Raw genomic sequence first — 19,982 nt, forward strand, 5'->3', positions numbered from 1 at the left:
CGCCACACGGCGAATTCCGACGTTCGCCGTCTCATAGCGCGTTTGCCCGCCTCCGCTATCGCCGCCAGCCAATCAGCAATAAGCAGCAGGCACTGGGCGGCCGACCACCTACACCGACCGCGAATACCCCCTACATGCCTGTCGGCTACTTTTGATTCCAATCAATGCTCGCAGACGCCCCCGGGGACTAAGATTCCGGTGCCTTTGCGCAGTCAGTTCTCCCACCGGTGCAGCAGTCGCCATACCGCCGGACGGCCGGTCGTTTCACGACCTGGCCGGAGGCTGCACCGCGCATGCGATCCGATCGAACCTCCGATCGACCAAATCAAGCATTTCGCCGCGTCGTGACTCGCCATGTCAGACCCACGATTCGCCAGCGCAAGCCGGCATCGTGTGTCTGCGCGTTCCTGCCGCGCGCACAAAAAGATGGGGAGCGCTTCGTACATGGGTTCACGCACTACCGCGGCGATCGCCTCGCTAATCGTCCGGTCTCGCACCGGGCTCTCTTCATCCACGCCTGCCTTCGCGCCCCGCCGCGCCGCCCGCGCGCGGCAGTCCGCGCGATGCCCGTCGTTCGACCACCCGTCTTCCGGGACCCGCCCATGATCCGCACGATCACCGACCGCTTCCCCATGCGCGCGCTGTTCGTCAGCGACGAATTCGCCGAGTCCACCGCCGCGGGCCGCGCCGAGCGCATGCTCGACGAGGATCTCGCCAGCCGCCAGATCGACGTCGTCCGCTCGCGCAGCGCCGAGGACGCCCGCGCGACGCTCGCCGCCGACGCTTCGATCCAGTGCCTGCTGCTCGACTGGGATCTGCACGACGACCCCGCGCACGCCGGAGCGATGAGCGTGCTTAGTGAAGCGCGCCAACGCAACGCGCACTTGCCGGTTTTCCTGCTCGCGAGCCGTCAGGCGGCCTCCGCCATCCCGGCCGAAGCGATGGAGAAAGTCGACGATTTCATCTGGCTGCACGAGGATTCGCCCGATTTCATCGGCGGGCGCATTCTCGCGGCGATCCACCGCTACCGCGAGCGCGTGCTCCCGCCCATGTTCCGCGCGCTCGTCGCGTTCTCCCAGGTCTACGAATACTCCTGGCACACGCCCGGCCACACGGGCGGCACCGCGTTCCTCAAGTCGCCGGTCGGCCGCGCGTTCTTCAGCTTTTTCGGCGAGGAACTGTTTCGCTCGGACCTGTCGATCTCGGTGGGCGAACTTGGTTCGCTGCTGGATCACTCCGGCCCGATAGGCGAAGGCGAGCGCTACGCGGCGCGCGTGTTCGGCGCGCATCGCACCTACTACGTGACCAACGGCTCCTCCACGTCCAATCGCGTGATCCTCATGGCGAGCGTCACGCGCGGCCAGGTCGCGCTGTGCGACCGCAATTGCCACAAGTCGGTCGAACATGCGATGACGCTTTCCGGCGCGATACCGACCTGGCTGCTGCCCACGCGCAACCGCTACGGCATCATCGGGCCGATCCCGCCCGCGTGGCTCGCGGCGGCCGCGCTCGAAGCGGCCATCGCGGCCAATCCGCTCGTGCGTGACGGTGTCGACCCGACGCCCGTGCACGCGATCGTCACCAATTCCACCTACGACGGCCTGTGTTACGACGTCGCCCGCGTCGAGGCGCTGCTCGGCGAGCGGGTGGACCGGCTGCACTTCGACGAGGCGTGGTACGGCTACGCGCGCTTCAACCCGATCTACGCGCGCCGCTTCGCGATGCACGGCGAGCCGGGCGCTCACGACGCGTCGCGCCCCACGGTGTTCTCGACGCAATCGACGCACAAGCTGCTCGCCGCGCTCTCGCAGGCTTCAATGATCCACGTGCGCGACGGCCGCCGCCCGATCGAGCATGCGCGCTTTAACGAGGCGTTCATGATGCACGCCTCGACCTCGCCGCAGTACGCGATCATCGCCTCGAACGACGTGAGCGCCGCGATGATGGACGGCCCCGGCGGCCACGCATTGACCTCGGAGTCGATTCACGAGGCGATCGCATTCCGGCAGATGATGTCGCGCCTGCACGCGGAATTCACCGCGCGCGGCGACTGGTTCTTCGATGCCTGGCAGCCCGAAGCGATCAGGGATGCCGAAGGCGGCAGCGTGCCGTTTCATCTGGCGGACCCGGAGCGGCTCGCCGCCGACGCGTCGTGCTGGACGCTGGAGCCGGGCGACGCGTGGCACGGCTTCGACGGGCTCGAACCCGGCTATTGCATGCTCGATCCGATCAAGGTGTCGATCGTCACGCCGGGCGTGCAGGCGTGCGGCGCGCCGGCCGAAACCGGCATTCCCGCGTCCATCGTCACGAGCTATCTGGACGCGCGCGGCATCGTCGTCGAAAAGACGACCGACTTCACGATCCTGTTCCTGTTCTCGATTGGCGTGACCAAGGGCAAGTGGGGCACGCTCGTCAATGCCCTGCTCGAATTCCACCGCGACTACGCAAGCAACGCGCCGCTCGAACAAGCATTGCCCGCGCTCGTACGCGAGCATCCCGCGCGTTACGCCGGGCTCGGCCTGCGCGATCTCGCCGCCTCGATGTTCGAAACGATGCGCGATCTGCGCTCGACGGACCGGCTCGCGCAGGCATTCTCGGATTTGCCCGTGCCCGACATGAGCCCGGCCGAGGCGTATGAGCAACTGGTCAAGGGCTGCATCGAAACCGTCGCGCTCGACGCGCTCGCGGGCCGCACGCTCGCCACGGGCGTGGTGCCCTATCCGCCCGGCATTCCGCTGCTCATGCCGGGCGAGAACGCGGGTGCGGACAACGGCTCCGCGCTTGCGTACCTCAAGGCGCTCGAAGCGTTCGATCGCGCCTTTCCGGGCTTCACGCACGACATTCACGGCGTCGAAGTCGAAAACGGCGCGTACCGGTTGAGCGTCGTGACGTCCGGCGCTTCGCCCAACCGCAACTGATTCGACGGAACGCGCCCTTCTCATCCGTTTCCCGCACCCTTCTCGCACGCGTTGTAGCCGGCCGCCGGCGCCAAGCCGCCGGCCCCCTTTCCCGGAGAACGATAATGAACCAACCCATCGCGGAAAAAACTGGCCTGACCACGCCCTCGCAACCGCCCGGCCCCGCCGCCGGGGGCGGCGGCCCGGACTCGCGCAAGCTCGGCGTCGTGCTGCTCAGCGGCATCGTTGTGGGCTCGATGATCGGCGGCGGCGCCTTCAATCTGCCGCAGAACATGGCGGCGGGCGCGGGCCTCGGCGCGATCGCCATCGCGTGGATCATCACGCTCGTCGGCATGTTCTTCCTCGCGAACTCGTTTCGCACGCTCGCCGACCAACGGCCGGACCTGACCGCCGGCATCTATTCGTATGCGCGCGAAGGCTTCGGCAAGTTCGCGGGCTTCGAAATGGCATGGGGCTACTGGCTGAGTTCCGCGTTCGGCAACGTCGCGTTCGCGGTGCTCATCATGCAGACGCTCGGCTATTTTTTCCCCTCGCTCGACGGCAAGAACTGGCAGTCGATACTGGGCGGCTCCCTGCTGATCTGGGCCATGCACTTCATGGTGCTCTCGGGCGTGAAGCGCACCGCCATTCTCAATTCGATGGCGAGCGTGGTGAACATCGTCACGCTTTCGGTGGCGATCGTCGTGATCGCGCTGTTCTTCCAGAAAGGCCAGTTTACGTTCGACGTGTGGGGCCAGCAGCAGCACCTGGGCGGCACGCTCGCGCAGGTCAAGAGCACGATGATGGTCACGCTGTGGGTGTTCATCGGCATCGAGGGCGCCGTGGTCGTTTCGGATCGCGCGCGTAATCAGCATCAGGTGGGCACGGCGACCTTCATCGGCCTTGCGGTGTGCACGACGCTGTATTTCCTGCTTTCGGCGCTGCCCTTCAGCGTCATGCCGCAGAAAACGCTCGCCGGATTGCAGAACCCTTCGTCGGCGTACGTGCTGCAACAACTGGTCGGGCACTGGGGTGCGATTTTCGTGGTCGTCGCGCTGCTGTTCTCGGTGCTGAGCTGCTGGCTCGCGTGGACCGTGCTCGTCGCGGAGCTGCCGTTCGCGGCCGCGAAGGACAACATCTTCCCGCGCGTGCTCTCGCATGAGAACCGCCATCACGCGGCCGCGCCGTCGTTGTGGCTCTCCAGCGCCGTCATGCAGGCGATGATGTTCGTTGTGCTGTTCGCGCACGACGCGTGGATGTGGCTCATCAGCGTCGCGGGCGTGATGATCCTGCCGCCCTATCTCGCGAGCACCGGCTTCCTCTGGAAATGCGCGACGCAAAAGAACTTCCAGATTCACGCAGGCGAAGGCAAGCGCGCGTCGCTATGGACCGGCGTGCTCGGCACGGCGTATTCCGCCTGGCTCCTGTATGCCGCCGGCCCCACCTATCTGCTGATGTCGACGATCTTCTTCGTGATCGGCATTCCCGTGTTCTGGTATGCGCAGCGCGAAAAGGACCCGCACGCGCCCGTGTTCACCGCGCGCGAGCGCGTGGCCGTGGTCGTGCTGGTCGTCGCGGCGATCGTCGCGTTCGTGCTGTTTGCCAAAGGCATCGTTTCCATCGGCTGAATTCGATCGGCATCCTGACGAGGTATCTTCATGTCGTACGATAGATTATTCGGCTTCCTGTTCTGCTGCGCCGCGCCGCAGCCCAATACGTTTGCGCAGTCGCGCATCGGCCGCATCGTTGCCGAACTGACGCGGCAAGGCTACGAGGTCGCGCAGATGGCGACGACGGCCGACGCCCGCGGCGCCGTGCGCGGCGACGCGGCGATCGGTTGCATCGTCATCGAATGGTCGGTAGCCGAGCCCGAAAACGAGGTCGAGGCGTTCGTGCAGTTCGTGCGCGAGCGCGGCCTGGACGTGCCGGTGTTCATCCTCGCCGAGCGCCATCGGCTCGAAGAGATTCCGGTGCGCGTGCTCAGCCTCGTGAGCGGCTACGTGTTCGTCGAGGAGGACACGCCCGAGTTCGTCGCGCGCAATCTCGTGGGGCATCTGCACAACTATGCCCAGTCGCTCAAAACGCCGTTTTTCGGCGCGATGGTCGACTACGCGGGCGAGGCCAACCAGATGTGGACCTGCCCCGGCCACAACGGCGGTGTGTTCTACCAGAAGAGTCCGATCGGCCGCGCGTTCGTCAAGCATCTGGGCGAAGCCGTGTTCCGCAACGACCTGGACAACTCCGTGGTGGGTCTCGGCGACCTGCTCGTGCACGAGGGCCCGGCGCTCGCCGCGCAGAAGGCGGCCGCACGCATCTTCGGCGCCGAGCGCACCTACTTCGTGCTCAACGGCACATCCACTTCGAACAAGATCGCGTTGAGCGCCCTCGTCGCGCCTGGCGACCTCGTGCTGTTCGATCGCAACAACCACAAGGCCGCGCACCACGGCGCGCTGCTGCTAGCCGGCGGCATTCCCGTTTATCTGCCGACCACGCGCAACGCGCACGGCCTGATCGGACCGATCGACTTCGCCGCGCTCGACGAAGCCGCGATTCGCGAGTCGATCCGCCGCCATCCGCTCGTGAGCGACACGCAGGCAGCCTCGCGGGCGCGACCCTTCCGCGTCGCCGTGATCGAGCAATGCACGTACGACGGCACGATCTACGACGCGCGCCTGATCGTCGAAAAGCTTGGGCCGCTTTGCGACTACATCGTGTTCGACGAAGCGTGGGCGGGCTTCATGAAATTTCATCCGCTCTTTCGCGGCCGCTTCGCGATGGGCGTGGAAGGGCTCGACGGGAACGCGCCCGGCATCATCGCGACGCAATCGACGCACAAGCAGCTCGCCGGTTTCTCGCAAGCCTCGCAAATCCACATCAAGGATTCGCACCTGAACGGCCAGCGCCGCCAGGTCAATCACTGGCGCTTCAACGAAATGTTCATGCAGCATTCGTCGACGTCGCCGTTCTATCCGCTCTTTGCTTCGCTCGACGTGGGCGCACAGATGATGCGCGGGCGTTCCGGCGAAGTGCTGTGGGACGACACGATCCGGCTCGGCATCGAACTGCGCAAGAAGATTCGCGCGCTGCGCGACGAGTACGCGGCCACGGAAACCGACCCGGCGCGGCGCTGGTTTTTCGATCCGTTCGTGCCCGAATTCGTGCCGGGGTGCTCGCCGGACGCCGTGAACGCAAGCGACGCGCCGCGCCGCTGGGAGGACCTGCCGACCGACGAACTGGCCTCGAACCCGCGCTGCTGGGAGCTCGCGCCGCACGCCGCGTGGCACGGCTTCGGCCCGCTCGCGCCCGGCTACGCGATGACCGATCCCAACAAGCTGACCCTGCTCACGCCCGGCTTCGACCGCGCGAGCGGGCAATACGCGGAGCACGGCATTCCCGCGCCAGTTCTGGCCGAGTTCCTGCGCGGCCAGCGCATCGTGCCCGAGAAGAACGATCTGAACAGCATCCTCTTTCTGCTCACGCCCGGCCTCGAATCGTCGAAAGCGGGCACGCTGCTCTCGGCGCTCGTGCGCTTCAAACAGCTCCACGACGACAACGCACCGCTCGACGTGGCGATGCCCGCGTTCGTGGCCGCGCATCGCGAGCGCTATGCGGGTGTCGGCCTGCGCGACCTGTGCGCGCAGATGCATGCGTTCTATCGCGAATGCAACGTGAGCGCGCTCCAGCGCGAGCAATTTCGCGCCGAGCATTTTCCGCAGCCCGCCATGTCGCCGCAGGATGCCATGCACGCGCTCGTGCGCAACGACGTTGAACTGCTGCCCATCGAGCGCATTGGCGGGCGCATCGCGGCGACGCTCGCGCTCGTCTACCCGCCCGGCATTGGCGTGGTCGTGCCCGGCGAGCGCTACGACGCGCGCGCCCAGCCGATGCTCGACTATTTCCGCGTGTTCGAGGAAGGCGGCAACCGCTTTCCGGGCTTCGAGAACGAAATCCAGGGCATCTACCGTCAAACCGGCAACGACGGGCGCACGCGCCTCCATACCTATGTCGTCATCGAATAACCTCGCACAGGAGAACTGATCATGCCTTTCGGCGTTCATTCGGAAGCCGGCAAGCTGCGCACCGTGATGGTGTGCGCGCCCGGCCTCGCGCATCGCCGGCTCACGCCCGGCAACTGCGGCGCGCTGCTGTTCGACGACGTGATCTGGGTCGACCGGGCCATCGAAGATCATCATGCGTTCGTGCGCGTACTGCGCGAACGCGACGTCGAAGTGCTCGAATTCCATCATCTGCTCGCCGAGGTCTGCCTCGACCCGAACGCGCGCGACTGGATTCTCGACCGCCGCATCACCGAGGAGGAAGTCGGCACGGGCATGCTGCGCGAACTGCGGCTCTGGCTGGAGTCGTTGCCCGCACAACGTCTTGCCGACGCGCTGATCGGCGGCGTGGCGAAATCCGAGCTGCCGTTCGACGCGCGGGGGCTGTTCGGCGGCTATCTCGAACGCTCCGACTTCGTGATCCCGCCGCTCGTCAACCTGATCTTCCAGCGCGACACGAGCGCGTGGATCTACGGCGGCGTCACGCTGAACCCGATGTTCTGGCCCGCGCGCCGCAAGGAAACGCTGCTGCTCGCGGCGGTCTACGGGTTCCATCCGCGCTTCGCGGGCAAGGTGCGCACGTGGTGGGGCGACCCCGAGCGCGATCACGGCGCGCAAACGCTCGAAGGCGGCGACGTCATGCCGATCGGCAACGGCGTCGTGCTGATCGGCATGGGCGAGCGCTCCAGCCCGCAGGCGGTCACCCAGGTCGCGCGCGCACTGTTCGCGGGCCATGGCGCGAAGCGCGTGATCGCCTGCCAGATGCCCAAGGCGCGGGCGAACATGCATCTCGACACGGTGTTCTCGTTCCTCGACGCCGATTTCGTGAGCATCTATCCGGGCATTGCCGACGAAATCCGCTGCACGAGCCTCTACGCCGGCGACGCGCTCGGCCAGATCCGCTACGAGCGCCACGACGGCAAGTTCCTCGAAGTCGTGGCGAATGCGCTCGGCGTGGGTTCGCTGCGCGTGCTGACCACGGGCGGCGACAGCTATGAAAGCGAGCGCGAGCAATGGGACGACGGCAACAACGTGCTGGCGCTCGATCGCCGCGTGGTGCTCGCCTACGACCGCAACACGTGGACAAACCGCAAGATGCGCCAGGCCGGCATCGAAGTCATCGAGATCCCGGGCGGCGAACTCGGGCGCGGGCGCGGCGGCAGCCATTGCCTCAGCTGCCCGATCGAGCGCGACCCCATCGCCCTCTGAGCCGCGCACTCCTTCACGAAAAACCGTCACCATGTTCAACGTACACAATCGCAGCTACCTGACGCTCATCGACTACACGCCGCGCCAGATCCGCTATCTGCTCGATCTCTCCCGCGACCTCAAGCGCGCCCGCTATGCGGGCACCGAAACGCCGCGCCTCACGGGCAAGAACATCGCGCTGATCTTCGAAAAGACCTCGACGCGCACGCGTTGCGCCTTCGAAGTGGCGGCACACGACCAGGGCGCGCACGTCACCTACATCGACCCGACCGGCTCGCAGATCGGCCACAAGGAGTCGATGAAGGACACCGCGCGCGTGCTGGGCCGCATGTACGACGCGATCGAGTATCGCGGCTACGCTCAGGAAGTCGTCGAGGAACTGGCAAAGTATGCGGGCGTGCCCGTCTACAACGGCCTCACCGACGAGTTCCACCCGACGCAAATGCTCGCCGACATGCTGACGATGAGCGAGCACAGCGACAAGCCGCTCCACGACATCGCGTACTGCTATATCGGCGACGCGCGCAACAACACGGGCAATTCGCTGCTGACCGTGGGCGCGAAGCTCGGCATGGACGTGCGGCTGTGCGCGCCGCGCAACCTCTGGCCGCGCGACGACCTGATCGCACAATGCCGCGAGATCGCCGCGAAAACGGGCGCGCGCCTGACGCTCACCGACGAGCCCGGCGAGGCGGTCAAGGGCGCGGACTTCGTCTATACCGACGTGTGGGTGTCGATGGGCGAGCCGCCGGAAAAGTGGGGCGAGCGCATCGACGCGCTGCTGCCTTACCAGGTGAACGCCGCGCTGCTCGCGAAAACCGGCAATCCGCGCACGAAGTTCATGCACTGCCTGCCCGCGTTTCACGACTCGCATACCGAAGTCGGCAAAGAACTCGCCGAGCGCTACGGACTGCATGATGGCGTGGAAGTGACCGACGAGGTGTTCGAGTCGGAGGCATCGATCGTGTTCGAACAGGCCGAGAACCGTCTGCATACGATCAAGGCCGTGCTGGTCGCGACGCTTGCGCTCTGAGGGGAACGGCATGCGCATCGTGGTCGCCCTCGGGGGCAATGCGCTGCTCAGGCGCGGCGAGGCGATGACGCCGCAGACGCAGCGCCGCAACGTGCGCGACGCGGCGGCGCAGCTCGCTCGCGTCGCGCCGGGCAACGAACTCGTGATCGTGCACGGCAACGGCCCGCAGGTCGGGCTGCTGGCCGCGCTCGGCGCAAGCGCGCCGCCGGCGCAGCGGTTTTCGCTCGACGTGCTCGACGCGCAGACCGAAGGCATGATCGGCTATCTGATCGAACTCGAACTGCGCAACCAGATGCACGAGTCGCGCGCGTGCGCGACCCTGCTGACGATGGTCGAAGTGGACCGCGCCGACGCCGCGTTCGCGCGGCCGGACAAGCCCGTTGGCGCGATACTCACGCGTGACGAGGCGAGCGCCGCCGCACAGGCGCACGGCTGGAGCGTCGCCGCGGACGGCAACGGCTTTCGGCGCGTGGTGCCGAGCCCCGCGCCGCAGCGGTTTCTCCAGCTCGATGCGGTGCGGGCGTTGCTCGCGCAAGGTTCGATCGTGATCTGCGCGGGCGGCGGCGGGGTGCCCGTGGTCCGCGCGCCGGGCGGACAATATGATGGCGTGGAAGCCGTCGTCGACAAGGATCGCAGCGCGGCGCTGCTGGCCCGCGCGATCGAAGCGGATCTGTTCGTGATCGCGACGGACGTGGACGGCGTTTATCTGGACTGGGGCACGCCGCACGTGCGCCGCGTGCGCCGCGCGCATCCGGACGCGCTCGCGGCGTACGACTTCGCGGCCGGGTCCATGGGACCGAAGGTCGAAGCCGCCAGCGATTTCGCGCGCAGCACCGGCCGGCGCGCGTCGATCGGCGCGCTTGCGGACATCGCACGCCTCGCCGCGGGCACGGCGGGAACATCGGTGCAGACAGGCGAGCCTGGTATCGTGGACGACGCAACCGGCGTGCCGCGCGCCGGATGAGAACAAGGAAAAGAGAAAGAGGCAGGTCATGAATGTGTTCGACAAGAAAATCGCGGAGCAAAACGATGCCCAGACGCCGGTGGCGCCCCCGTCTCGCTACCGGCCGTCCATTTATGCGGCGCCGTTCCAGAAGGGCGGGGACGGCGCGGCGGTCGAGTTGCTCTCCGCCGCGGACCAGGACGCGCTGATGGCCATTTCGCAACTCGTGAGCGTGCGCCGCAACGCGATGCTGTACGCCGAGGGCGGCGAGGCAAAGTTCGTCTACAACGTGATCAGCGGCGTCGCCAAGACGTTTCAGTTGCAGCCGAACGGCGACCGCCACGTCACGGCGTTTCTGTTTCCGCGCGATCTGCTCGGGCTCAGCGTCGACGGCCAGTATGTCGCGACCGCGCAGGCGCTCACGCCCCTGCTTGCGTACCAGATTCCCGTCAAGGCATTAGAGGCGATACTCGAACGCGATCCGCGCCTGAACATCGGCTTGTTGTGCAAACTATGTCATGAGCTGCGCTCGTCGCAGAGTCATGCCATCACCGTCTCGAAGCAGCATGCCAGCGCGCGGCTCGCGGGCTTCCTGTTGTGGGTCGAGCACGTGAGCGCGCAATCCGGCGGCGGCACGAGCGAATTCACGCTGCCGATGGGCCGTCGCGACATGGCCGACTATCTCGGGTTGACCATCGAAACGGTGAGCCGTGCGCTCAACGCGCTCGAAGCCGAAGGCGCGATTCTGCGCAGAGGTCCGCGCGCCATCGAACTCCTCGACGGCGGCAAGCTGCGCGAGGCGGCGGGGCTGGTTTAGCAAGGCGGCGGGCGATCGACCGCACACCGAATGGCCGGCCATGCCTCTCGCGCCCTCTTGTGCCCTTCTGTGCCCTCTCGCCGGCCATTCGCGCGCCATCAAATCGGTGGCCAGCGTATATTCATGGCGCGAATGTCATGGGGCACATTCAACACGCTACGCAGGGTAGTTGATGAACAAGAAGCTTGGCTGGACGCTCGCGGCAGTCGCGATCGTTGCGGCGATCGGCGCGGCCGTCGTCTGGCAGCGCAACCAGGGGCGGGGTCTTCCGGATAACGTTGCGCACGCAAACGGTCGGCTCGAACTCGCGCGCGTCGATGTGGCGGTGAAGTACGGCGGCCGTATCGTCGATCTGCCGGTGCACGAGGGCGATATGCTCGCAGCGGGTGACGTCGTCGCTCGTCAGGACAACGACGAGTTGCGCGCCCAGCTCGACGCGGCGAAGGCCGCCCGCGAACGCGCGGCGGGCGCGGCCACCCGCGCCGCCGCCCAGCTCGACGCAAGCGGCGCGCAGGTGCGCCTCGCGCAGCTCGAATCTTCGCAGGCAAGCAAACTGTTCGACGCCGCGCAGATTTCGCCGGTCGAACGCGATCGACGCCGCCTCGCGCTGGAAGGCGCGCAGGCGGGCGAAAGCGCCGCGCGCGCGGCGCGCGCCGAAGCGCAGTCGGCCATTGCGGAAGCCGATGCCCAGATCGCGCGGCTGCAAGCCGTGCTCAACGACACGACCGTGCGCGCGCCGCTCGCGGGGCGCGTCGAATATCGCGTGGTCGAGGTCGGCACGGTGCTCCCGGCCGGCGGCCGCGTGGTGTCGATGCTCAACCCCGACGACATCTACTTCACGATTTTTCTGCCCGGCCCGCAGGCGGGCAAGCTCGCCATCGGCGCGGACGCCCGCATCGTGCTCGACGCGTTCCCTCGCGAGCCCATTGCCGCGCGCATCGGCTATGTGTCGGACGACGCGCAGTTCACGCCCAAGTATGTCGAGACCGATAGTGAGCGAGCGAAGCTCATGTACCGCGTGAAGCTCCAGTTGCCGCTCGACGTCGCGCGCAAGCTGGCCTCGCGCCTGAAAGGCGGCATGACGGGCGAAGGCTACGTGCGCGTCGATCCGTCGCGCCCGTGGCCCGAGGCGCTCGCCGTACGCGGGAGCTAGGCGATGGCGCTTGCGGACGAAGCCACGGGGCTTCGTAAGGATGGCGAAGCGATTCGCATTGCCGGCGTCTCGCACCAGTACGGTGCGACGCGCGCGCTCGACGGCGTCTCGCTGGTCCTGCCCGCGCGCACGACGATCGGCCTGATCGGCCCGGACGGCGTGGGCAAATCGACGCTGCTCGGTCTCATCGCCGGAGTCAAGCGCGTGCAGCACGGCGAAGTGAGCGTGCTCGGCGCGGACCTGCGCGTGCGCGATGCGCGCGAGCGCGTGCTGCCGCGCATTGCGTTCATGCCGCAGGGGCTCGGGCGCAATCTCTATCCAACGTTGTCGGTCTACGAAAACGTCGACTTCTTCGCGCGGCTGTTCGGACTCGCCGAGGCCGAACGCGCCCGGCGCATCGCCCGGCTGCTCGACGCGACGGGCCTCGCGCCCTTCCCCGACCGGCCCGCGGGCAAGCTGTCCGGCGGCATGAAGCAGAAGCTGGGGCTGTGCTGCGCGCTCGTGCACAACCCCGACCTGCTGATTCTCGACGAACCGACCACGGGCGTCGACCCGCTGTCGCGCCGGCAGTTCTGGACCCTCGTCGACGACCTGCGGCGCGAGCACGCGGGCATGAGCGTGATCGTGGCGACGGCCTATATGGAAGAGGCCCAGCGCTTCGAGCATCTGGTCGCCATGGACGACGGCCGTGTGCTGGTGAGCGACAGCACCGAAGCGGTGCTGCGCCGCGCGGGGACGCCGAACCTCGAAGCCGCCTATGTCGCGCTCCTGCCGGAACAAAAACGCGGGGACGCGGGCAAGCTGGTGATTGCGCCGCGCGAGCCGGTCGCGGGGCCGCCCGCGATCGAGGCCGTCGGGCTCACGCGGCGCTTCGGCTCGTTCGTCGCCGTCGATCACGTGAGCTTTCGCATCGAGCGCGCCGAAATCTTCGGCTTTCTCGGCTCGAATGGCTGCGGCAAGACGACCACGATGAAAATGCTGACCGGCCTGCTGGACGCGACCGAAGGCACGGCCACCTTGCTCGGCAAGCCCGTGAAGGCCACCGACATGAGCACGCGCATGAAAGTGGGCTACATGTCGCAGTCGTTCTCGCTGTACGAGGAATTGAGCGTGCGCCAGAACCTCGAACTGCACGCGAAGCTCTACCGCATGGAGGGCGAGCGCGCGAGCAGCGCGGTTGCACGCTCGCTTGAGGATTTCGAACTCGCGCCGTATGCGGACGACCGGCCGGCCAGCCTTTCGCTCGGCATCCGCCAGCGGCTGCAACTGGCCGCCGCCTGCCTGCACGGGCCGGAAGTGCTGATTCTCGACGAGCCCACTTCGGGCGTCGATCCCGGCGCGCGCGACATGTTCTGGCGGCATCTGGCCAGGCTGTCGCGCGACGCGCACGTGACCATTTTCATCTCCACGCACTTCATGAACGAAGCCGCGCGCTGCGACCGCATCTCGTTCATGCATCGCGGGCGCGTGCTCGCGGTCGGCACGCCCGAGGCGCTGCGCGAAGCGCGCCACGCGGCGACGCTGGAAGACGCGTTCGTCGCCTGGCTCGAAGACGCGCAGCGCGATGAGGCGCAATCCGCCGGCACGGCGAAGGGCGCCGCTGCGGCAGCTCCCGATGCAGTGAAGGCGGCCAAAGCGCCCCGCCGCGCGTCCAGGATGGCCGGCGCGCTTGCCGCCGTGCCGCCGCTCGCGCGCATCTGGGCATTCGCGCGCCGCGAAACGCTCGAACTCGCGCGCGACCGGCTGCGGCTCGCGTTCGCGCTGCTCGGCCCGATCGTGCTGCTGCTCGCCGCCGCATGGAGCGTCTCGTTCGACGTGGACAACGTGCGCTTCGCCACGCTAGACCGCGACCGCACCGTGGCGAGCCGCGAACTGATCGAGCAGTTCGCGGGCTCGCACTATTTCGTGCCGTCCGGCGAGGCGCGCAGCGACGACGACGCGAGACGACTCTTGCAAGCCGCCGACGCGCAACTGGTGGTGGAAATTCCACCTGGTTTCGGCCGCGACCTGCTGGCCGGCCGCCGCCCGGAACTCGCCTTCTACGTGGACGGATCGAGCCCGTTTCCGGGCGCGACGATCGACACTTATGTGAACGCCGTGCTGCTGCGCTACGTGAGCACGCAGATGGCGCGCGCGCCCGTCGCGCAGCCCGCGCTGCCGATGAGCGTGGAAACCCGTTTCGTCTACAACGAAACGTTCCGCAGCATCTACGCCATCACGCCGGGCATCATCATGCTCGCGCTGATCCTGATTCCCACCATGCTGACCGCGCTCGGCGTCGTGCGGGAAAAGGAAATGGGCTCGATCACGAACCTCTATGCTTCGCCTGCGAGCGTAGGGGAGTATCTGCTCGGCAAGCAAATACCGTATGCGGCGCTCGCGATGCTGAGCTATCTGCTGCTCGTCGCGCTGACCGTGACGGTGCTGCGCGTGCCGCTCAAGGGCTCCTTCGTCGCGCTGTCCATCGGCGCGCTGCTGTTCGTTCTGGCGGCCACGGGGCTCGGCCTGCTCGTTTCGACGTTCGTGCGCTCGCAGGTCGCGGCGATCTTCGGCACGGCGATTCTCTGCCTCATTCCGTCCGTGAACTTCTCGGGTCTGCTCTACCCGGTATCCACGCTCACCGGCACCAGCTACTGGGCCGGCGTTGGCTTTCCCTCGTCGTGGTTCCAGCTCGTGAGCCTCGGCAGCTTCACGAAAGGGCTGGGCATGGCGAGCTTCGGCACGATGTATGTCGCGCTGCTCGGCTTCGCGCTCGCCTACCTGTTCGGCGCGTGGTGCCTGCTGCCGAAGCAGGAGGCATAGGCGATGCTGCAATGGTTCAGAAACGTCGCCCGGCTCGCGCACAAGGAAATCTTCAGCCTGTTCGGCGACGCCACGCTGATGGCGTTGATCGTGTTCGCCTTCACGTTCGCCGTGTACTCGGTGGCCAAAGGCATCAAGGCCGAAGTCTCGAACGCGTCGGTGGCCATTGTCGATGCCGACCATTCGGAGCTTTCGCGGCAACTGCGCGCAGCGATCCAGCCGCCCTACTTCAAGCCCCCCGTGGACGTCGAGCGGCGCGACATCGACGCGGCACTCGATCGCGGCACCTATATCTTCGCGATCGAGATTCCGCCGCGCTTCGAAGCCGACGTGCTCGCGGGCCGCGCGCCGAGCGTGCAGGTGCTCGTCGACGCCACGGCGATGACCCAGGCGGGGCTCGGCACCGCGTATCTCCAGCAGATCTTCGTCGCCGAAACGCTCGCGTTCCTGCGCGCGCGCAACGCGCAGGCGCAATTGCCCGCGCACGCGGTGGTGCATGTGCTGTTCAACCCGAACACCGAATCGTACTGGTTCACCTCCAGCATGCAGATCGTCGTGAACATCACGGTGCTCTCGATCATTCTCGTGGGCGCGGCCGTGATCCGCGAGCGCGAGCACGGCACGATCGAGCATCTGCTCGTGATGCCCGTGCGCGCGAGCGAAATTGCAGTGGCGAAGATTCTCGCGAATGGACTCGTCATTTTTGTCGTGTCGCTGCTCTCGCTCGTGCTCGTCGTCAATCTGTGGCTGCGCGTGCCGCTACAGGGCTCGCTCGGGCTGTTCGCGCTCAGCACCGCGCTCTACCTCTTTTCCGTCACGGCGCTCGGCATGTGGCTCGCCACGCTCGCGCCCGCCATGCCCCAGTTCGGCCTGCTCGCGGTGCCGACCTACGCGGTCGCGTATCTGCTCTCGGGCGCGGCCACGCCGGTGCAAAGCATGCCGGTCGCGATGCAACCGTTCGTGAAGCTGCTGCCGACCACCCAGTTCGTGTCGTTGACCCAGGCCATCCTGTTTCGGGGCGCGGGCCTCGACATCGTGTGGCCGCAGCTCGCGGGCGTGAGCGCTGCGGGCGCCCTTTTTCTGCTGCTCGCGCTCGCGCGCTTTCGCTCCATGCTCGCGCAACAAGGCTGACCCGCGATGATCCGTCCACGTTATCCCTCGCCCCCTTCCATGACGCTGCGCGCCGGCGCCCTGTGCCTCGCGGCCGCGCTTGCGGGCTGCACCTCGCTCGTCAAGGTAGACGTGCCGCCGCAGCGCGACGTTCCCGCCGCTTTCACGCAAGTGCCTGCCGCGCATGACGCCTGCGCCGATCTCACGAGCTGGTGGCGAACGTGGCAAGACCCCGAGTTGAGCGCGTATGTCGAAGCCGCCCTGCACGCGAACGACGACCTGCGCACGGCGCAGGCGCGTGTGCGCGAGGCGCGCGCGATCGCGGCGATGGCCGATTCGGCGCGCTACCCGTCGCTCGCCGCGCAGGCGGGGGCCGCGCACGGATTCGGCAATCTGCGCGATCCGTCCAGCGCTCCCGACGATACGCCGGACCTCGATGCCTGGGCGGGCGGCGTGAGCGCGATCTGGGAGGTGGACGTGTTCGGCCGCCGTGCGAGCGACGCCGAAGCCGCTTTAGCGATGGCCGACGCGGCGCAGGAGCAGTTGCGCGGGGCGCGCATCGCGATCGCCGGGGAAGTCGCGCAAAATTATCTCGCCGCGCGCGGGCTGCAACGGCGGCTCGCGGTGCTCGATCGCAGTCTCGACACGCTGCGCGCATTGCGAAACTACGCCGGTGCGCGCTTCGCGGCCGGGCAGGCGACGCGCTACGACCTGGGCCGCGTGGACGACCAGATCGCCCGCCAGGAGGCACAGCGGCCGCTCCTCGTGAGCGAGATCGCCGTGCGCGAACGGCGTCTTGCGGTGCTCACGGGACGCGCCGCGCAGGACGCCACGCCGCTCGGCACGCCCGGTGCGCTGGAAGTCCCGCCCGTGCCCGCGGGCGAGGTGCCGTCTTCCGTGCTCGAACGCCGTCCCGACGTGCGGGCGAGCGCGGCGCTCGTGCGCGCGCAGGCGGCGCGGCTCGGCAGCGCGAAGGCCGATCTCTTTCCGCGCTTCTACCTCACGTTCATCGGGCTCGACGGCCATATCCATCTCGACGGCCTGCCGGGCTTGTCGGGCGCCGGGGGACTCATCGGCGTGGGCGCGGATCTGCCGATCTTCAATGCGGGACGCCTGCGCGCCAACGTCGCCGCGAACGATGCGCGCTTGCAGGCGGCGCTCGCGCAGCATGACAAGGCGCTGCTTCAAACGCTCGAAGAAGTGGATGACGCGTACGGGCTGCGCCACGGCTTCGACGCGCGCAGCGCGCGGCTCGACGCGTCGCTCGACCTCGCGCGGCGCAATGCGCAGAGCGCGCGGCAGTTGTACGAAGGCGGACAGCGCACGCTCGACGACGTGCTCAATGCGCGTATCGACGCGTTGCAGCGCGAGGACGCGCTGGCGCAGGCGCAAACGGACGCTGCGCTCGCCACGGTGAAGCTGTATCTCGCGCTGGGCGGCGGCTGGAAGGCAGGCGACGATGCCACCGCCACCGCGACGGGCGGGGCCAATGTGGCTGATTGATCGCAGATCCGCTTTTGCTAATCATCGCTCTTGCTTATATTGCGCAGCGCGATCGATGTAGCGTTCAGACTGTGTTCACGACTTGTTCAACGAAGGAAGGCAACGCGGCCAAATACACGTTCCAGATGCTCGTGAGCGAAGGCATTGTCGGCGAAAAGCTCTCTACCGCCGAGACCGAGCAAGGCGATATTCCGATGGATTATGTCGTCGAAGTCGGCGCGCAGGTCGCCGAGCGTTTCCCCGCATACGAAACCGCGGGCATCGCTTCGTCATGGACCGGCGTGTACGACGTCACGCCCGACTGGAACCCCGTGCTCGGCACCTCGCCGGGCATCGAAGGACTCGTGGTCGGCTACGGCTTCTCGGGCCACGGCTTCAAGCTCTCGCCGACGGTGGGGCGCGTGCTCGCGCAAGCGGCGCCCGGCCTGCCCACGGACGTCTCGCTCAAGCCCTATTCGATCGAGCGCTTCGAAACCGGCGCATTGCTGACCGGCAAATATGGTCTCGGCGCGGTGTCCTGAGGACGCGACTCCGACCGGCCGACCGAGCCCGTGAGCACCGCAAGTGCGCAACCGAATGTTTGAATTAGAGGAACTGATTAAATGAAAGTGATTACCGCCGTCAAGCGTGTCGTCGATTACAACGTGAAGGTGCGCGTGAAATCCGATCAGTCGGGCGTCGATATCGGCAATGTGAAGATGTCGATGAATCCGTTCGACGAAATCGCTACCGAAGCCGCCACGCGCCTGAAAGAAGCGGGCAAGGCCACCGAGGTCGTGGCCGTTTCGTGCGGCGTCGCGCAAAGCCAGGAAACCCTGCGCACCGCGCTCGCCATCGGTGCGGACCGAGGCATTCTGGTCGAGACCGACGCCGAACTCCAGCCGCTTGCCGTCGCGAAGCTGCTCAAGGCCGTCGTCGAAAAGGAACAGCCGCAACTCGTGATTCTCGGCAAGCAGGCCATCGACGACGACGCAGGCCAGACCGGCCAGTTGCTCGCCGCCCTGCTCGACTGGCCCCAGGCCACGTTCGCGAGCCACATCGAGATCGAGGGTTCGACAGCCACCGTTACGCGCGAAGTGGACGGCGGCCTCGAAGTGATCGAGCTCTCACTGCCCGCCATCGTCACGACCGATCTGCGCCTGAACGAGCCGCGCTACGTCACGCTGCCGAACATCATGAAGGCAAAGAAGAAACCCATCGACACCGTCACGCCCGACGCGCTGGGCGTGGACCCGGCACCACGGCTCAAGACGCTCAAGGTGGTCGAGCCCGCCGCGCGCAAGTCCGGTGTGATCGTGCCGGACGTAGCGGCGCTCGTCGACAAACTCAAGAACGAAGCGAAGGTGATTTGAATGACGACTCTCGTTATTGCCGAACACGACAACGTCCAACTGAAGATCAGCACGCTGCACACGATCGGCGCGGCCCGACAACTCGCCAACGGCGTGCACGTGCTGGTCGCGGGCAACGGCGCGCAGGCGGTTGCACAAGCCGCGAGCAAGGTCGCGGGAGTGGACAAGGTGATTCATGTGGACGCCGCGCACCTCGCCGACGCGCTCGCGGAAAACGTCTCCGCTCAAGTCGTGGCGCTCGCGCGCGACTATTCACACGTGCTGTTCCCCGCGACCGCCGCCGGCAAGAATGCCGCGCCGCGCGTGGCCGCGAAACTCGACTCGGCGCAGATCTCGGACATCGTCGCGATCGACAGCGCCGACACGTTCCAGCGCCCGATCTACGCGGGCAACGCGATCGCCACCGTGCAAAGCGCCGATGCCATCATAGTCGCAACCGTGCGCACCACCGCGTTCGACGCCGCGGCGGCAACGGGTGGCAGCGGCGAGATCGTGTCCGCGCCCGCCGTTGCCGATACGGGTCTCTCGAAGTTCATTCGCCGCGAGATCGCGCCGAACCATCGCCCCGATCTGACCGCCGCGCGCGTGGTGGTGTCCGGTGGACGCGGGCTCGGCAGCGCGGACAACTTCACGCTGCTCGACCCGCTCGCGGAAAAGCTCGGCGCGGCGATCGGCGCTTCGCGTGCGGCCGTCGATTCCGGCTTCGCTGCCAACGATTTGCAGGTCGGTCAGACCGGCAAGATCGTTGCGCCCGAACTTTATGTGGCCGTGGGCATCTCCGGCGCGATTCAGCACCTTGCGGGCATGAAGGACTCGAAGGTCATCGTTACCATTAATAAGGATGCCGATGCACCGATCTTCGGCGTGGCTGATTATGGCCTCGTGGGCGATCTGTTCGAGGCGGTGCCGGAACTTGTGAAGGCGCTGTAAGCGCTGGCGCAGAGTGCCGCGGCGTGACGGATCAAGCCGTCGCAGACGTACTAAATAATCTGCGGAAACAACGCCACTGCCGCCTTCACCGCGCGCTTGCGACGGCGGCGCAATGTGAGCGGCGCACGCGGAATATCAAGCCACGTGCGCGCCGCAAGCCGCACCGCGCGATCGAACG

At 67.1% G+C, this 19,982-nt stretch carries 13 protein-coding genes and 1 pseudogene; all 14 read left to right on the forward strand.

Features of this window, described 5'->3' with window-relative positions; translation table 11 throughout:
* The first annotated feature begins 602 nt into the window (after positions 1-602).
* A complete protein-coding gene (locus C7402_RS44435; RefSeq protein ID WP_224038725.1) occupies positions 603-2,918 on the forward strand; it encodes an Orn/Lys/Arg family decarboxylase in 2,316 nt (771 codons plus the stop codon).
* A gap of 104 nt (positions 2,919-3,022) precedes the next feature.
* On the forward strand, positions 3,023-4,525 hold the full coding sequence (locus C7402_RS44440; RefSeq protein ID WP_116615073.1) for a basic amino acid/polyamine antiporter: 1,503 nt from the start codon (positions 3,023-3,025) through the stop codon (positions 4,523-4,525).
* Between the two features lie 30 nt (positions 4,526-4,555).
* The gene (locus C7402_RS44445; RefSeq protein WP_116615074.1) at positions 4,556-6,916 is read left to right on the forward strand and encodes an Orn/Lys/Arg family decarboxylase; all 2,361 of its coding nucleotides are present in this window, start codon (positions 4,556-4,558) and stop codon (positions 6,914-6,916) included.
* A gap of 21 nt (positions 6,917-6,937) precedes the next feature.
* Positions 6,938-8,161, forward strand: a complete 1,224-nt coding sequence (locus tag C7402_RS44450) for an arginine deiminase (protein ID WP_208949099.1) — start codon at positions 6,938-6,940, stop codon at positions 8,159-8,161.
* Between the two features lie 31 nt (positions 8,162-8,192).
* Positions 8,193-9,194 (forward strand): ornithine carbamoyltransferase, encoded by a 1,002-nt coding sequence (locus C7402_RS44455; RefSeq protein ID WP_112178065.1) that lies wholly within the window; start codon positions 8,193-8,195, stop codon positions 9,192-9,194.
* A gap of 10 nt (positions 9,195-9,204) precedes the next feature.
* Positions 9,205-10,158, forward strand: a complete 954-nt coding sequence (locus tag C7402_RS44460; RefSeq protein WP_112178064.1) for a carbamate kinase — start codon at positions 9,205-9,207, stop codon at positions 10,156-10,158.
* Between the two features lie 28 nt (positions 10,159-10,186).
* The gene (locus C7402_RS44465; protein WP_112178063.1) at positions 10,187-10,954 is read left to right on the forward strand and encodes a Crp/Fnr family transcriptional regulator; all 768 of its coding nucleotides are present in this window, start codon (positions 10,187-10,189) and stop codon (positions 10,952-10,954) included.
* A 172-nt stretch (positions 10,955-11,126) separates the two neighbouring features.
* Positions 11,127-12,107, forward strand: coding sequence for an HlyD family secretion protein (locus tag C7402_RS44470; protein ID WP_116615076.1), 981 nt, complete (start codon positions 11,127-11,129; stop codon positions 12,105-12,107).
* 3 nt (positions 12,108-12,110) lie between these two features.
* Positions 12,111-14,909 (forward strand): ribosome-associated ATPase/putative transporter RbbA, encoded by a 2,799-nt coding sequence (gene rbbA / locus C7402_RS44475; protein ID WP_116615077.1) that lies wholly within the window; start codon positions 12,111-12,113, stop codon positions 14,907-14,909.
* A 3-nt stretch (positions 14,910-14,912) separates the two neighbouring features.
* Positions 14,913-16,040 (forward strand): ABC transporter permease, encoded by a 1,128-nt coding sequence (locus C7402_RS44480; RefSeq protein ID WP_116615078.1) that lies wholly within the window; start codon positions 14,913-14,915, stop codon positions 16,038-16,040.
* 6 nt (positions 16,041-16,046) lie between these two features.
* Positions 16,047-17,522 carry a TolC family protein gene (locus tag C7402_RS44485; protein WP_208949100.1) on the forward strand — a complete coding sequence of 492 codons (1,476 nt, stop codon included), beginning with the start codon at positions 16,047-16,049 and terminating at the stop codon, positions 17,520-17,522.
* Between the two features lie 122 nt (positions 17,523-17,644).
* A pseudogene (locus tag C7402_RS44490) lies at positions 17,645-18,043 on the forward strand (NAD(P)/FAD-dependent oxidoreductase); the annotation flags it as partial.
* 81 nt (positions 18,044-18,124) lie between these two features.
* The gene (locus C7402_RS44495) at positions 18,125-18,874 is read left to right on the forward strand and encodes an electron transfer flavoprotein subunit beta/FixA family protein (protein WP_116615080.1); all 750 of its coding nucleotides are present in this window, start codon (positions 18,125-18,127) and stop codon (positions 18,872-18,874) included.
* Positions 18,875-19,804: an electron transfer flavoprotein subunit alpha/FixB family protein gene (locus tag C7402_RS44500; RefSeq protein WP_116615081.1), complete on the forward strand. Its 930-nt coding sequence runs from the start codon at positions 18,875-18,877 to the stop codon at positions 19,802-19,804.
* Positions 19,805-19,982: the final 178 nt, after the last annotated feature.

The organism is Paraburkholderia unamae (assembly GCF_003096875.1).
Taxonomy (GTDB): Bacteria; Pseudomonadota; Gammaproteobacteria; order Burkholderiales; family Burkholderiaceae; genus Paraburkholderia; species Paraburkholderia unamae.